Source organism: Bacillus sp. AFS040349 (genome assembly GCF_002577655.1).
GTDB lineage: Bacteria > Bacillota > Bacilli > Bacillales > Bacillaceae > Metabacillus.
In genome coordinates, this window is the sequence record NZ_NUMC01000065.1 from 45487 (window position 1) to 61312 (window position 15826).

The window sequence follows — 15826 nt, forward strand, 5'->3', positions numbered from 1 at the left end:
TTCCTCCTTTATTATGTTCTTTTACATTAGCTTTTCATTGTATAAGTTTCGATATTTCTTCGGGGTTATTCCTTCTACTCTTCTAAACGTTGCCACAAAATGACTAACATCGTTAAAACCAATTGAACTGGCAATTTCCTTTAGTGACTGTTCTGAATTAGATACTAATTTCTTCTTTGCTTCACGAATTCTAAGGTTAATAAGAAAAGAATATGGGCTTGTACCGAATGTACTCCTAAATAAAGCACTTAAATTTTGCGGACTCATATTTGCTTTTTTAGCCATCTCATTAAGCCCGATATTTTCTTGATAAACATGCTCTAACCACTCAACAACCGGCCTTACCTTATCATAATTATTTGATAATGATTGTTGATTCTTAAGTTTTCCATATTTCTTTAGCATAATAATAAAACTATATAAATCACTTGATAGATCCAGCTTCGAAAATTCTGTATCTCTTTCGACATTTTTTAATATCCCTTCAACCTGTTTAGAAAACGGTAATTCTTTTGATTCTGAATATAACGCATTAAAATTTATGTCCAAAGAATTTAATATAGACTCAGCTGAAGCGCCTCCAAATGTTATATATAAAGTTGACCACTCTGTGTGCGTGGAGTAATAAGAATGAGGAGTGAAAGGTGTTAATAAAATGCCTCTTCCGGGTGTCAATAAATGTCTTTCCCCTAAAAATGAAAAAGTCCCTTCCCCTCTTACTGTTTGCAACCAATGAAAATATGGATATCCTTCTGGTCGAGCAAAATCTTCTTCTTGTGGATTATAGCCAATACTCTCAATAAATAAAGGTAATGATTTGTCAAAGGAAGAGAATGTATAGCGTATTTTACCTTGCTTCATAATAGCCCCTCCCAAAAGTAACCGATTACAAAATAAACAAAAAGCAAGAACTAATAGGAAGCTTAGTTCATAGAAGTTCTTACTTTTTAATAATCTCTAATTATTTTTCTTTAAAACATAAACACCATATGGTTTAATTTCAAAAGTTGTATTTATATATTTTTGTGTTAGTAAATCATAATATTTATGATCATCTACTAAAGTAAGCTTTTTAACTGTATTGTTAAAATTCATAACAAAAATATAAGCTTCGCTTCCATCCGTTCGCACTTGTACACTTACACCATTTGGAAGATCTTCACCGACTATTGAATTTATTCCTAGTTGATCTACTAACTTCCCGTAGAATGCATCATAAAAATCACTTTGATTTCTTGATGCCAGATAGTAAGCTTGACCGTTACCGAATTGATTCACTGTAACAGCAGGTGTATTCATATAAAAATCATGCTCATATTTGGCTAAAACTTGAGCCCCTTCCGTATGAATCACTTCACAGTAATCTTTAGCTTGATAGATATTCTCTAAACCAAGGCAGTTATCCGAAACAAATTTAATTTCATTATAATCATTTTCATAGAGTGTATCAATTTCCTCAGACCAGATCCCAAGCACCTTTCTAAGAGGACCTGGGAAGCCACCTAAGAAGCAAAGATCATTTTCATTGACAACGCCACTCCAGTACGTTGCTACATATGTCCCACCATTTGCTACAAATTCTTCAATTCGTTCTGCAACGCCTGGTTTAACCATGTATAGCATTGGAGCAATTAATAGCTTATACTGCGAGAAATCTTTATCCATTGAGATCACATCTACAGGTATTCCTTTTTTCCAGAAGGATTGGTAATGAGTTTGACAAGTTTTTATATACTTTTTGTTAGCTCGTCTTAAAGCCTGCGCATCATCAATAGCCCATTGATTTTCCCAGTCAAAAATGATGGCTACCTCTGGTTTTACGGATGTTCCTACCACTTCCTGAATTCGGGATAAAGCATCTCCTAACTCAGCAACTTCACGAAATACTCGGTTATACTCATTTCCAACATGGTCTACAACCGCCCCATGAAATTTTTCAGAACCACCACGACCTTTTCTCCATTGAAAATAAAGAATAGAGTCTGCACCATGTGCAATTGATTGCATAGAAGATAACAAGTGCATGCCAGGTCGCTTCGCTTTGTTCACATCATGCCAATTTACTAAACTTGGCGTGGATTCCATGATTAAGAATGGCTTTCCATTTTTTAAAGAACGAAAAATATCATGAACAAAACCAACATCTGCTGCAAGCTCCCATGTTTCCTGATAATCCCCATGCCAAGCAGGGTAGCTATCCCATGTGACAACATCAACATCTTTTGCAAATTTATTATAATCCAAACCAAGATATGGCCCCATGTCGGGATAATTCCCCATAAAGTTAGTAGTAACTAGAATATTCGGAGTGATCTCTCTTAGTGGTATGATTTCATTTTTGTAAAAATCAATTGTTTGATCAGATACAAATCGTTTCCAGTCTAGATTATGTCCATGTACTTGGTTTTCTCCATGCGGAGCAGGTGATTCAATTTGTGACCAATCATTAAAAGCATGGCTCCAAAAGCCGGCCCACCAGGCATGATTTAGTTCATCTAGATCATGATTATACTTTTCCTTAAGCCAATTTCTAAATGCCTCCTGACACATATCACAGTGACATTCCCCACCATATTCATTGGATACATGCCACATCACAAGGGCTGGATGATCTTTATACCTCTCCGCTAATAGTCTATTTAATTGCAATGTTTTTTCTCTGTAAACGGGTGATGTTATACAATGATTATGTCTTAATCCATGTAAGTTTCTCTTGCGGTTTTTTTCAACACGCAACACTTCTGGATACCTTTGTGATAACCAAGCTGGTCTTGCTCCACTTGGAGTTGCCAATATCACATTAGAGCCTTGCTCTGCCAAATCATTCATGATTCGATCAAGCCACGCAAAGTTATAGACACCTTCTTCTGGTTCAACTGCACTCCAACCAAAAATATTCAAAGAAAATGTATTACATTTTGCAAGTTTCATTAATCGGTAGTCTTCCTGAATGATTTCAGGATAACGTAGCCATTGATCCGGGTTATAATCACCACCATGCATAAAACCTTTTACTCGTTCATGAATGGTTGGATATCTATTTACCATATATAAGTCTCCTCATGCTAAAAATTCTGTATTTAGTTAAGCACTACTCCTTCACTGCACTACCAAGCATTCCAGAAATAAACTGTTTTTGCAGCAACAAGAAAAAGATAATGATTGGTATTGTCGCAATTGTAATTCCTACCATAATCTGTCCATAGTCAATCATAGAAATACCTATTAAACTCGATAATGCAACCGGGATGGTGTACATTTCTTCAGATGTAGTTGCAACTAAAGGCCACATAAAGTTATTCCATTGCATCATAAATAGATATATGGCTGTAGCCGCTAGTGCCGGTTTCATAGAAGGTAAAACGACTGTTAAAAAAATTCTCAGCTCTCCTGCGCCGTCAATACGTGCAGACTCAATTAATGAGCTTGGAAAAGCCAAAAAGTTTTGTCTCATTAAGAAAATCGCAAATGGAAAACACAATTGTGGTGCAATCAAAGCGAAATAAGTATTAAGTAACTCAAAATGTGTCATCATTCGAAACAAAGGAATGATCGTTGCTTGATACGGAACCATCATTGATAACATAAAGGCTAAAAAGATGACATTCCTTCCTTTAAAATAAAACTTTGATAATGCATATGCAGCTAATGTACTAATAATTAAAGAAAGGAAGACAAATACCAACGATACGAACAAGGAATTGAACACAACACGACTAATTCCTATAGCATCATTTAAATTTGTTAAGTTAGTCATAAATTCATTACCAACTGTTAATGTCGGAGGGTTCGTGAACATCTTACTCGTATGGTTTGTCGATCCAACAAACATCCAATAAAACGGAAAGATGGATATGATTAGAAAGATGATAAGTGAAAAATATAAGAAAAACTTCTGTAATCGTTGTTTGTTTTTACGGTTGTTCTCAGCCATTCTATTCATCTCCCATTACTTTTAGCTGAAAAATTGATAGAGCTGCCACGATCAATACAATGACATAGGCAACAGCAGATGCGTAGCCAAATTCAAAATAACTAAAACCTACGCGATAAATATACAATCCTAATGTTAAGGTAGAATCAGCAGGTCCACCTTTTGTTAAGTTAAATGGTTCATCAAATAACTGTAGTGTTGAAATAGTGGAAATGATTGCTGTAAATAAAATGACCGGTTTTAATTGCGGGACAGTAATATTTATAAATTGTCTTACTTTACCAGCACCGTCTAAAGAAGCAGCTTCATAAAGCTCATCTGGTATGTTTTGCATGGCGGCTAAATAAATAACCATGTTATATCCAGTCCATCTCCAAGTCATGGACATAATAATAGAAACCTTTGCCCAAAACGGGTGAGATAACCACTTAATTTGGTCTACCCCAAAATAAGACAAAAACTGATTAATCAAACCTGAATCTTGCAGCATGATCGAAAATAAAATAGCGTATGCAACTAAAGAGGTTACAGCAGGCATAAAGAAACCAACACGGAAAAAACCTCTAAATTTAAGCAGCTTACTGTTCAGAGCATTTGCTAGAATTAACGCTAAACCTAACATAATCGGAACTTGAATGATTAAAAATATAAAAGTGTTCTTTAACGCTTCAAAGAAGACAGTATCTTTCATTAAACGTGCATAGTTTGATAGACCAGCAAAGACATATGTTCCATTTTCTAAAGTTTGAAAGCTTAATAATAAAGATGACAGTATAGGATAAGCCGTGAAAACGAGAAACAATATGAGTGCTGGAGCTAAGAACAAATAAGGTGTATACCTATTAGATGACATATCAGATCCTCCATTACCGTACAGATAAAAGGGAAGTTATCAAAAGAAAATATCTCTTTTGATAACTTCTTTACTAACTTAGTAACAAACTATTGAAGACGAGTTTCAACTCTTTGTTTTGCACCTTCAAGTGATTCTTTTACTTCTGAACCATTAACAACTTCTGCCTGGGATTTAATTGCTTCTTCACGAGCAACAACATCATTTTCCGTATAATTTACAGTTGGAATTTTTTCCATTTGACCAGCAAAGAATTCCCATGCCTTTTGACCACCAAAGTACTCTAGAGGTTGACTAAATAATTCAGACTCATAAACTGGTGCGTATGTTGGGAATAAGCCACCTTCCATAGCAAGCTCTTGAACTTCAAATGAAGTTGTGAAAAATGCTAGAAAATCATAAGCTAAATCAACATTTGGACTATTTGAAGTAATTGTAAATGAACTACCACCTTGGTTAGCAGCTCCAGCTCCCCCCTCACCGAAAGTTGGAAGAGCCATCGTTCCCCAGTTTCCTGCTGAATCAGGAACTTGTTGTTGTAGCGTACCAATTAACCAAGCACCAGCCATTGCTGTTGCAGTTTGTCCATCTGCAAGTGAAGCAACCCATGGGCTCCAACCATTTGTTCCAAGTAATAGATCATTTTTTGCTAAATCTTTCATTAATGTAGAAGCATTAACTGATTCTTTAGAACCTAATACGACATTTCCATCATTATCAAAGTAACCTAATCCTTGTTGACTTAATAAAATTGTGTAAACTGTAGACTCATTAGCATCATAACTTAACATGCTTACACCTGTTTTTTCTTTAATCTTCTTTCCTGCCTCAATGTAGTCATCCCACGTCTTAATTGAGTTAGCATCTACACCAGCTTCTTCAAATAAATCTGTGCGGTAGAATAATCCAACTGGGCCAGCATCGAACGGAAATGCATAGATACTTCCATCATGAGTTACACTCCCCAGTTTGTATTCAGGGAATTGATCTTTATGCTCATCAAAGCCTTTTTCAGATAAGTTCACAAATGAATCTGGAAACTTACTAAATAAACCTGATAAACCATCATCAACATTTAACATTGCATCTGGCAAACCTTCTCCACCAGCTTGCAGGCCAATCTTTAATTTTTGATCAATATCCGTATTATTCATTTCAACAACATTTAATTTAAAGTCTGGATGTTCTTCTTTATATAACTCACCAGCTTTTTCTAATACTGGCACATTGATATTTGTTGCCCAAATTGTAAGCTCTTCACTAGATGCCTCCGCACCTTCTCCTTTTCCTTCTTCAGATGATCCTGAAGACCCACTGCTACAACCACCAAGTAAAAGAATTGCAATTAAAATAAAACTAAATAATGGTGATAATTTTTTCATACTTTCTTCCCCCTCTTTGTTATAACTATAAAAAACTTAAGGTAACTAACTTACTAACGTCTGTTTCATTACCCCTTGTTTATTAAGGTTGATCTCATTATAAAACGGTTACATTTAGATTAAAATATAAGATTCTATTTAAATAATATAAGAATATGAAAGCAGTAATTCCCTATTTCATATTCTTATAAGCCTACTTTGAAATTCTTTCATTTTTTTATATAAATAGGGACAGGTACCATGTCCCTACATCGTAAAAAAGAGGAGCCGAAAATCTCGACACCTCCTCTACCTTTTAAATGTATATCCGAATACCATGATTAATTTTTATAGAACTCAACATAATCCACATTAATCCAATTATTTGCATTAGCATCTGTCCAAAATCCAAATTCTGCTTGACCATTAGTAACATTAATATTATTTATAGTAAGTTGAGTCCAAGTATTTGTTGTGGGTATTGCAATATTTTTTTCTGTCCCTCCAAAGTTCTTTACATACATTTGACTCGTGTTAAAGCCCCCACCACTCTTTACCCATGCTCTCATTGTATAGGTCCCGTTCATTAACCCTGCTTTAATCTGATAGGTACTGACCTGATAAGGAGTACTTTTCCAATGAGAAAGCCTGTAGCTTCCAGAATACCCTCCAAATTCAGTATAATTGGCATTATCATTTGAATTTGACCAAGTAGACCAGCCTGAAGGAGTCTGTGTAGCTCCATCAGTTTCAAATCCAGGATTAATAACAAGGTTCACCCCTTGACTAGTTGCCGCATCAAGAAAAGCATCAATTGCTGTAGTATATTGTAAGACATTTGTTGCTACCTCTTTGCTTGCACCTAATGGATAACCATCAGGGAGAACACTTGAGTGTGACTGAGGCTCCCAATAAAATACTCCAATCCCTTTCCCATTCGGTACACCTTTTACTACATTAATTGTATCGTTAATCGTCCAATAAGAATCATTAGGATTGCTCTCATCCCCACCTACTTCTACAACCATAACTTCCTTATTGTAACGAGAAGCAATGTCATTCAAGTTATAGGACAATTCATCTGTAATTTCCCAATAAGGTTGACCATCCCAGTATGGATAAAAAGATACACCAATTACATCGGTCTTTCCACCATTGCTAAAAAACTGATCGAACCACCATCTAAATAAACTGTTATCAGTCCCATGAGCTAAATGACTAACAACCTTTGAAGATGGACTTACAGCCTTAACTGCATCATAACCTTTATTAAGGTAGGCAGTTAACTTACTAAAATTATCTGTGCTACCATCTGGATGCATAATACCAGAGTTCATTTCATTTCCAATTTGTACCCATTCAGGATATATACCATTTTTCGCTAGTTCATTCATAACATCATGTGTATGGTTATATACAGCTGTTTGCAACTGAGTATGCGAGTAGCTACTCCAGGCCTTTGGTTTTATCTGATGTCCTGGGTCTGCAAAAACATCACTATAATGAAAATCAACCATAACTCTCATACCTAAATTCTTAGCCCTTTTTGCCGCTGCAAGTACTCCATCTTTATCACTATAACCAAGCATAGTCCAAGTTGTTCCATCCTTTAACCAATAATAGTCACTCGGAGGGTTCACAAAAACTCTTAATCTCACAGAGTTGATTCCATGATTTTTGAGAATTTGTAATGGATCTGCCAGGCTTCCATTATCATCTACCCAAGTTACACCTTCATCCTCTAATTGTTTCATCCAGCCTATATCTGCTCCGTAAGAAAATGATGATGCTTCTACTCTTTCTTGTGACCCAAAAAAAGCAAAACTAAAACAAACCAGGGACAAACAAAATACATTCAAAATTAATCTTTTAAGATGCTTTTTAAACATAAGTACCTCCTCATATTTTCAGTATTTACCGCACCTTTATTGTAAAACGCTTTCAACAAAAAACTAATATAATATTCCGAAAGCACTATATAAGATTTTGGAAGTACTTTGATGTCCAAGCCTGGGACACCACCAAGGCAGTTACTTTTCCAGAAAAGTATTTAAACAAGTTAAAATCGAGATAATTTTCCAATTTTCTGTCTTTTGACAAACTAAAACCACAAAATATACTATATTAATAGAATAAGGAGGTTATAGTAATGTCAGATATAAATAAACAGAAAATTGTGGCAAGCGTTCCCCAAAAAGGTTTTTTTGGACACCCTAAAGGCTTGTTCACTCTTTTCTTCACTGAGTTTTGGGAACGTTTTTCTTATTATGGGATGCGTGCTATTCTCGTTTACTATATGTACTATGAAGTGTCAAAAGGCGGATTAGGACTGGACGAAAACACCGCTTTGGCCATTATGTCTATTTACGGAGCGCTCGTTTATATGTCAGGAATTATAGGCGGATGGCTTGCTGACAGGATATTCGGTACATCTAAGTCTATTTTTTATGGTGGCATATTTATTATGCTTGGTCATATTGCATTAGCAATACCTGGAAGTGTGTCGATGTTCTTTGTTTCCATGGTGTTGATTGTAATTGGTACAGGTTTACTAAAGCCAAACGTATCAAGCGTTGTTGGTGATATTTACAGCGAAGGCGATCACCGCCGTGATGCAGGTTTTAGTATCTTTTACATGGGCATTAACTTTGGTGCATTTCTATCGCCACTAATTGTTGGAGAAGTTGGATTGAAACATAACTTCCACTTAGGTTTTAGTATCGCGGCTATTGGAATGTTTTTTGGATTATTAGTATTTATTTTTACTAAAAAGAAAAACCTTGGTCTTGCTGGTACAGTGGTCCCAAACCCATTATCGGCTTCTGAAAAGAAAAAAGTTTTTTCTACAATAGGCTTCAGTGCTATTGTATTAGCGATACTAATTGCAGTTACGATCTCAATGGGGATTCTTACAATTGAGACATTTATTGCACTTATAGGTATTTTAGGAATTTTAATTCCTACAATTTATTTCATTGTTATGTATCGTAGTCCGAAAACAACTGAAACTGAGCGTTCAAGAATTATCGCTTATATTCCGTTATTTATCGCTGCTGTTATGTTTTGGGCTATACAAGAACAAGGTTCAACTATCCTTGCCCATTATGCCGATAAACGAACTAATCTAGAATTTCTAGGATTTACAATTTCACCTGCCTGGTTTCAATCATTAAACCCATTGTTTATCATCATCTTAGCACCAGTATTTGCAGGGCTTTGGGTAAAACTTGGGGACCGCCAACCATCTGTTCCTCAAAAGTTTTCACTTGGGTTACTGTTTGCAGGTTTATCTTTTATCGTTATTCTCGTACCGGGCTACCTATCTGGAGAAGATGCATTAGTTAGTCCACTATGGCTTGTTCTAAGTTATTTCATTGTTGTTCTTGGTGAGCTATGCTTATCACCTGTAGGATTATCAGCAACGACTAAGTTAGCACCTAATGCCTTTTCAGCACAGACAATGAGTTTATGGTTCTTATCTAGTGCAGCTGCACAGGCTATTAATGCACAAATTGTAGGATTCTACACACCAGAAACTGAGAACCTTTACTTTGGGACGATTGGAGGAGTAGCAATTCTTCTTGCGATTATTCTTTTCCTACTCTCACCAAAAATTCAGGTCTTCATGAAAGGTGTAAGATAAATAAAAATTAAAGATAAAAAGGGTGCAGTTCATCATGAACTGCACCCTTTCTATCTATTAAAGTTTTTTACTCTTAATCGGCTTTTGTTTGAAATATAAACCAAGTTCCTTTTTTTCTTTTGATAATGAACGGTACAGAGATACCATCATTAAAACAATGATAATCGAAAACGGAAACGCAGCAGCAATTAATGAATTTTGTAGAGCTTGTAGTCCTCCGCTATACAAAAGAATCAACGCTACAGCAGACTGAGCAACTCCCCAAGTAAGTTTCACGGAATTTGGAGGTGTAAGCGAGCCATATGTTGTTTGCATTCCTAATACAAAAGTCGCTGAATCGGCAGATGTGATAAAAAATGTACAAATAAGTGTTATCGCTACAATTGATAAAAGTGTTGACCAAGGCATTTCATTAAATATCGCAAATAAGACTTCTTCTGTAGCAAAGCTTGTTAAATCTACATTTCCAGCATTTTGAACTTCAATCGCAGAACTACCGAAGACGGCAAACCATAAAAAGCTTACAAGTGCGGGTAGTAATAATACACCAATAATAAATTCTCGAATCGTTCTACCCCTTGATACCCGAGCAATAAAGATCCCAACGAATGGAGACCAGGAAATCCACCATGCCCAATAGAAAATGGTCCAACCATTTATCCAAGAGCGATGTTCCTCATTTAGCGGAGCGATTCGAAAACTCATAGAAACAATATTTTGTATATATCCACCAATTGTATCGGTGAACATGTTTAATATAAGAATTGTAGGTCCTGCTATGAACATTAAAATAAATAATGCGATGGCTAAAACCATGTTTGTGTTACTTAAATATTTTATTCCTTTACCTAACCCCGACCACGCTGAAATCATAAAAAGAACTGTAACAGCTAGGATAATTTAAAATTGAACGGTAAAATTATTAGGTACTCCTAATAAAAGAGATAAACCACCATTAATCTGCGCTGCCCCGAACCCAAGAGTTGTTGCAACCCCTATTACTGTGGCAAAAACTGCAAGCACATCTACAACCGTCCCTAAAGACCCTTCCATGCTTTTCCCTAATACAGGTTTTAAAGTAGCTGAAATAAGTCCTGGTTCATCCTTGCGAAATTGAAAATAAGCTAGCGCCAGAGCCACTATAGCGTATATTGCCCAAGCATGGATCCCCCAATGGAAAAAAGTGTATCTCATTGCTTCTTTATGAGCAACTGCTGTAGCTCCCTCTGCTAATGGAGGATTTATATAGTGGGAAAGGGGTTCTGCCGCTCCCCAAAATACAAGACCGATTCCCATACCAGCACTAAACAACATGGCAAACCATGAACCTTTCGAAAACTCAGGCTTTTCATCTGGTTTACCCAATTTAATTGCTCCAACCGGGCTAAAAATAAGAAAAACACAAAAAATCACAATAATCGTTACCAATATTAGATAATACCATCCAAAGGCTGTTGTAAAAAATGCCTGTAGATTGCCCGCAGCCTTTTCAAAACTTTCTGGTGCTGAAACACCAAATATTACTGCCGCTAGGACAATTGCCACAGTAATCCAAAACACGTTTGATATTTTCTTCATCGAATGTTCCTTTCTTTATTCAATTTAAATTCAAAGAAAAATCCTATTAATCTCATATTCTACCTATGATACTTTTAGAATATTTTCTTTATGTCATCTTATTTGTAAGTCTGAACTTTGAAAATTCCTTCGTTTATTTAAACACCTTATAGCAGAAAAGTAATGTTAAAATACCCTTTCCATAGCCAACCAAAACATTTTAAGAAACATCTACATTCATCGACAAATAATGATCAACTTCTACAGTTTAACACAAACGAGGTGTTCTATCTGTTCTTATGATTTATTCATTGGTTAAAATATCTGAAACTGAAGTATCATGTCTCACTAATAAGGAACAGAAAAAGCCTAAATCCTCCATGAATTTAAGCTTCTTCGTATTTCATCTTATATTGATTAAACAGTCATTTTCCAGTTTGTTAAAGCCAACCAACGCTCTTTTTCTTTGAAATCAGGTACAATCTTTCCAACAAGGCGCCAGAAGGAGCGGTCGTGATTTAGGTGGACCATATGGCACATCTCGTGAACAACTACATAATCGATCACTTCACGAGGTGCCATAGCCAGCCTCCAATTAAAGGTTAATTGATGCTTACTATCACAGGTTCCCCATGTCGTTTTACTGTCCGTAATACGGATAGAACGCGGCTTGGTTTTAAAATAGCGTTGATAATAAGAAACACTTTGCTCCACTAATTGTTTACACTGTTGATAATAAAATCTTTTCAATACTACTTTATTTTTTTCAGCATCATGTTGCTGTACATAGATGAGCAACTTTCCATTATCAAAAACAACTGAATCTTGTGATAAACTTTTATTATCCTGTATAATCTCTATTGGATATGTTTCTCCTAGGTAAAGAAAACTCTCTCCATTTTGATAAACCTTATCTTGTGGTCCCTTCAACCGATCATGCATTTCTTTTACTTTATCTTGAATGAGATCCCATTTATCCTCTAATGCCTGAAACACCGTCTCATCAAGTGTTCTTTTAGGGGCAAGCACCTCAATATTTCCATAACGATCTATTGAAATTCCTACCGAAGCTCGGTTTTTATAACGAATTTCAAAATGTATCGTTCTACCTAAGTATGTATGTTTCATGATATCACCATCATTTTCTATACTTAAAGGCTAAGCCTTTCAAAAAGTTTCTGGCGAATTTATCTCCACATTCCTTATAATTTTTATGTCCTTCTTTTCGTAATAACGCTCCTAATTCTCCTTTTGTTACCATAATTCCAGCATGTTCGAATATATCAAGCATATCCTCTGTTGTTAATGACATGGCAATTTTTACTTTCTTTAAAAGTAAATTATTAACGTTCTCAATTTTAGTAGAGGACAACTCTGTTGGGTTTTGTCCTGGTTTAGGTTCCTGTCTTCCTCTCTTAGAGATAATTAGGCCATTAAGAAAAGAATCTAGCATACTGTTTGTACACTTTATTTGATCCTCATTTTCATTTTCATCTTCATCGTTAGACTTTGTCAAAACCTTTACCACTTCCGGTACTGATAATTCCACTCCACCAAGTTGAAACATCTCTGCCATTTCTTTATTTTTGATTTCCAATGCATACCTTAACCGTATTAAAATATCGTTATTATCCATTATATTAGCTCCTATAATATCTGTTATTTTAGTTACCCTTATTTATACCACATTAGGCTATTAGAATAAAAATCCTTACATTCATTATTTAGCCTAAATCAGGGAAATGGGTGGATTTGCTATCTAACCCCATCTCATTCGCTCATCAATATATAGAAGATTATTATCGTTAGTAGAGCTTCTATCAACTTGAAGTCCTATTGTTTTTCTACCATTCTATTATATTTTCTCAATTATTAATTCCCCTTTTCATTAAGGTCAGACTTCTATTATTTAAATAGAAACATATATTATTAATTGTCGCATCTCTACTATTTTCTTTTGAAAATCCCGTTAAAATAGGCTTGTTCAAAAAAAATTTGTATTCTAAGAATTTATTTCTTTCATTTTTTATAATATGTTATTATAATGATAATGTAAGAATTATTATAATTTAGTATAAATGATTAACTAATATTTAGTTTACAAAAAGGAGAGATTAGAAAAATGGAATCTTTTGATACAACAGGAACTGGAAAATGCCCGTTTCACGGTGGCGCGACTAGTCCTAAAACTAGTGGTACAACAAATCAAGACTGGTGGCCTAACCAGTTAAACTTAAATATTCTTCATCAGCATGACAAAAAATCTAACCCTATGGGAGAAGACTTTAATTATGCTGAAGAATTTAAAAAGCTAGACTATGAAGCTCTTAAAAAGGATCTTCATGACTTAATGACAGACAGCCAAGATTGGTGGCCTGCTGACTATGGTCACTATGGTCCAATGTTTATCCGTATGTCATGGCATGCTGCTGGTACATATCGTACTGGTGACGGTCGTGGCGGTGGTTCAACTGGTAATCAGCGTTTTGCTCCACTTAATAGCTGGGCTGACAACGCGAACGTTGATAAAGCACGTAGATTACTATGGCCTATTAAGCAAAAATATGGCAACAAGATCTCTTGGGCTGACTTATTGCTTCTAACAGGAAACGTTGCACTTGAATCAATGGGTCTAAAGCCTTTTGGATTCGGTGGCGGACGTGCAGACATTTGGCATCCAGAAGAAGACATCTACTGGGGTACTGAAACTGAAATGCTAGGAAATAACCGCTACTCTGAAGACCGCGAGCTTGAAAATCCGCTTGCTGCTGTTCAGATGGGACTTATTTACGTTAATCCAGAAGGTCCAGACGGTAAACCTGATCCACTAAAAAGTGCACACGACATTCGCGAAACATTCGGACGTATGGGAATGAATGATGAAGAAACTGTTGCACTTATTGCAGGTGGACATACATTCGGTAAAGCACACGGTGCAGGAGATGCAGCACATGTTGGTCCAGAACCAGAAGCAGCTCCAATTGAAGCACAAGGCTTAGGTTGGTTAAGCACACACGGAAGTGGAAAAGGTGGCGACACAATCACTAGTGGTCTTGAAGGCGCTTGGACAGCTAACCCAATACAATGGGATAATGGATACTTTGATTTATTATTCGGATATGAATGGTGGCTAACTAAGAGTCCAGCTGGAGCATACCAATGGATGGCTGTAGATCCTGACGAAAAAGATCTTGCACCAGATGCAGCTGATTCATCTAAGAAAGTTCCAACAGTTATGTTCACATCTGATTTAGCATTACGTCATGACCCAAGCTACGAGAAAATCGCACGTCGTTTCCACACAAACCCTGATGAGTTTGCTGATGCATTTGCTCGCGCATGGTTCAAACTTTTACACCGTGACATGGGTCCTAAATCAAGATATCTTGGTCCAGAGGTTCCAGCAGAAGATCTTATCTGGCAAGATCCTGTACCAACTGTTGATTATAAATTAACAGAAGATGAAGTAGAAAAAATCAAAGTACTCATCCTAGACTCAGGACTTACAATTAGCGAGTTAGTTACAACTGCTTGGGCTTCAGCAAGCACATTCCGTGGATCTGATAATCGTGGTGGCGCAAACGGTGCACGTATTCGCCTTGCTCCACAAAAGGATTGGGAAGTAAACCAACCTGAACAGCTTTCAAAAGTTCTTTCTGTACTAGAGGACATCCAAAGTCATCTTGAGAAAAAAGTTAGCCTAGCTGACTTAATTGTACTAGGTGGTACTGCGGCAGTAGAAAAAGCGGCAAAAGATGCAGGCTTTGATGTAACAGTTCCTTTCGCTCCAGGACGTGGCGATGCAACAGAAGAACAAACTGAAGTAGAGGGCTTTGACGTGTTAGAGCCTGTTGCTGACGGTTTCCGTAACTATCAAAAGAAAGAGTACAGTGTTAGTCCAGAAGAGCTTCTTGTAGATAGAGCTCAACTATTAGGTCTAACTGCACCAGAAATGACTGTTCTTATCGGTGGTATGCGCGCTCTAGGTACAAACTACGGCGGCACAAAGCATGGTGTATTCACTGATCGTGTAGGTACACTTACTAATGACTTCTTCGTAAACCTACTAGATATTGGATTAGAATGGAAGCCAGTAGACGGAGGCGTATACGAAGGCCGTGACCGCAACACTGGTGAAGTGGTACGAACAGCAACTAGAGTTGATCTAGTATTCGGTTCAAACTCAGTTCTACGTGCGATTTCAGAAGTTTACGCTCAAGAAGATAACAAAGAGAAATTTGTTAAAGACTTCGTTTCTGCTTGGGTTAAAGTAATGAATGCGGATCGTTTTGATCTTAAGTAAGTTAATTTCATAATTATCGCTTTTAAATCAAAAAACGAACATTTTTCTTCTTGGTTAACTTATTGTTAAATATTATTCGAACAAAATCACTTTTAAGTCGAATTTTATTACGTTCTTTGGTAACCAACTGTACATTATGAAATTGATTCAAGTAAACAATATTATTAAAATTGAC

The 15826-nt window shown here is 36.2% G+C and carries 10 protein-coding genes and 1 pseudogene; 2 read left to right on the forward strand and 9 right to left on the reverse strand.

Going from position 1 to position 15826, the window contains the following annotated elements; genetic code table 11:
* Window positions 1-21: 21 nt before the first annotated feature.
* From COD11_RS14785 to COD11_RS14810, 6 genes are all read right to left on the reverse strand, one after another.
* Window positions 22-861, reverse strand: a complete 840-nt coding sequence (locus COD11_RS14785) for an AraC family transcriptional regulator (RefSeq protein ID WP_098797668.1) — start codon at window positions 859-861, stop codon at window positions 22-24.
* A gap of 96 nt (window positions 862-957) precedes the next feature.
* Window positions 958-3048 carry a beta-galactosidase gene (locus COD11_RS14790; protein WP_098797669.1) on the reverse strand — a complete coding sequence of 697 codons (2091 nt, stop codon included), beginning with the start codon at window positions 3046-3048 and terminating at the stop codon, window positions 958-960.
* Window positions 3049-3091: 43 nt separating this feature from the next.
* The gene (locus COD11_RS14795) at window positions 3092-3934 is read right to left on the reverse strand and encodes a carbohydrate ABC transporter permease (RefSeq protein ID WP_098797670.1); all 843 of its coding nucleotides are present in this window, start codon (window positions 3932-3934) and stop codon (window positions 3092-3094) included.
* A 1-nt stretch (window position 3935) separates the two neighbouring features.
* Window positions 3936-4787: a carbohydrate ABC transporter permease gene (locus COD11_RS14800; RefSeq protein ID WP_098797671.1), complete on the reverse strand. Its 852-nt coding sequence runs from the start codon at window positions 4785-4787 to the stop codon at window positions 3936-3938.
* An 89-nt stretch (window positions 4788-4876) separates the two neighbouring features.
* The gene (locus tag COD11_RS14805) at window positions 4877-6169 is read right to left on the reverse strand and encodes an ABC transporter substrate-binding protein (RefSeq protein WP_098797672.1); all 1293 of its coding nucleotides are present in this window, start codon (window positions 6167-6169) and stop codon (window positions 4877-4879) included.
* Between the two features lie 320 nt (window positions 6170-6489).
* Window positions 6490-8037 (reverse strand): glycosyl hydrolase 53 family protein, encoded by a 1548-nt coding sequence (locus COD11_RS14810; RefSeq protein WP_098797673.1) that lies wholly within the window; start codon window positions 8035-8037, stop codon window positions 6490-6492.
* Window positions 8038-8297: 260 nt separating this feature from the next.
* Between COD11_RS14810 and COD11_RS14815 the strand changes: the two genes are divergently transcribed.
* A complete protein-coding gene (locus tag COD11_RS14815) occupies window positions 8298-9791 on the forward strand; it encodes a peptide MFS transporter (protein ID WP_098797674.1) in 1494 nt (497 codons plus the stop codon).
* Window positions 9792-9848: 57 nt separating this feature from the next.
* Here COD11_RS14815 and COD11_RS14820 read toward each other — a convergent pair.
* From COD11_RS14820 to COD11_RS14830, 3 genes and pseudogenes are all read right to left on the reverse strand, one after another.
* Window positions 9849-11369, reverse strand: a pseudogene (locus COD11_RS14820) (glycine betaine uptake BCCT transporter).
* A 396-nt stretch (window positions 11370-11765) separates the two neighbouring features.
* Window positions 11766-12476, reverse strand: a complete 711-nt coding sequence (locus tag COD11_RS14825; protein ID WP_098797675.1) for a M48 family metallopeptidase — start codon at window positions 12474-12476, stop codon at window positions 11766-11768.
* Between the two features lie 10 nt (window positions 12477-12486).
* Complete coding sequence (locus COD11_RS14830) at window positions 12487-12984, reverse strand: YehS family protein (RefSeq protein WP_098797676.1); 498 nt, start codon at window positions 12982-12984, stop codon at window positions 12487-12489.
* A gap of 486 nt (window positions 12985-13470) precedes the next feature.
* Here COD11_RS14830 and katG point away from each other — a divergent pair, with 486 nt between their 5' ends.
* Window positions 13471-15651, forward strand: a complete 2181-nt coding sequence (gene katG / locus COD11_RS14835) for a catalase/peroxidase HPI (RefSeq protein ID WP_098797677.1) — start codon at window positions 13471-13473, stop codon at window positions 15649-15651.
* Window positions 15652-15826 lie beyond the last annotated feature (175 nt).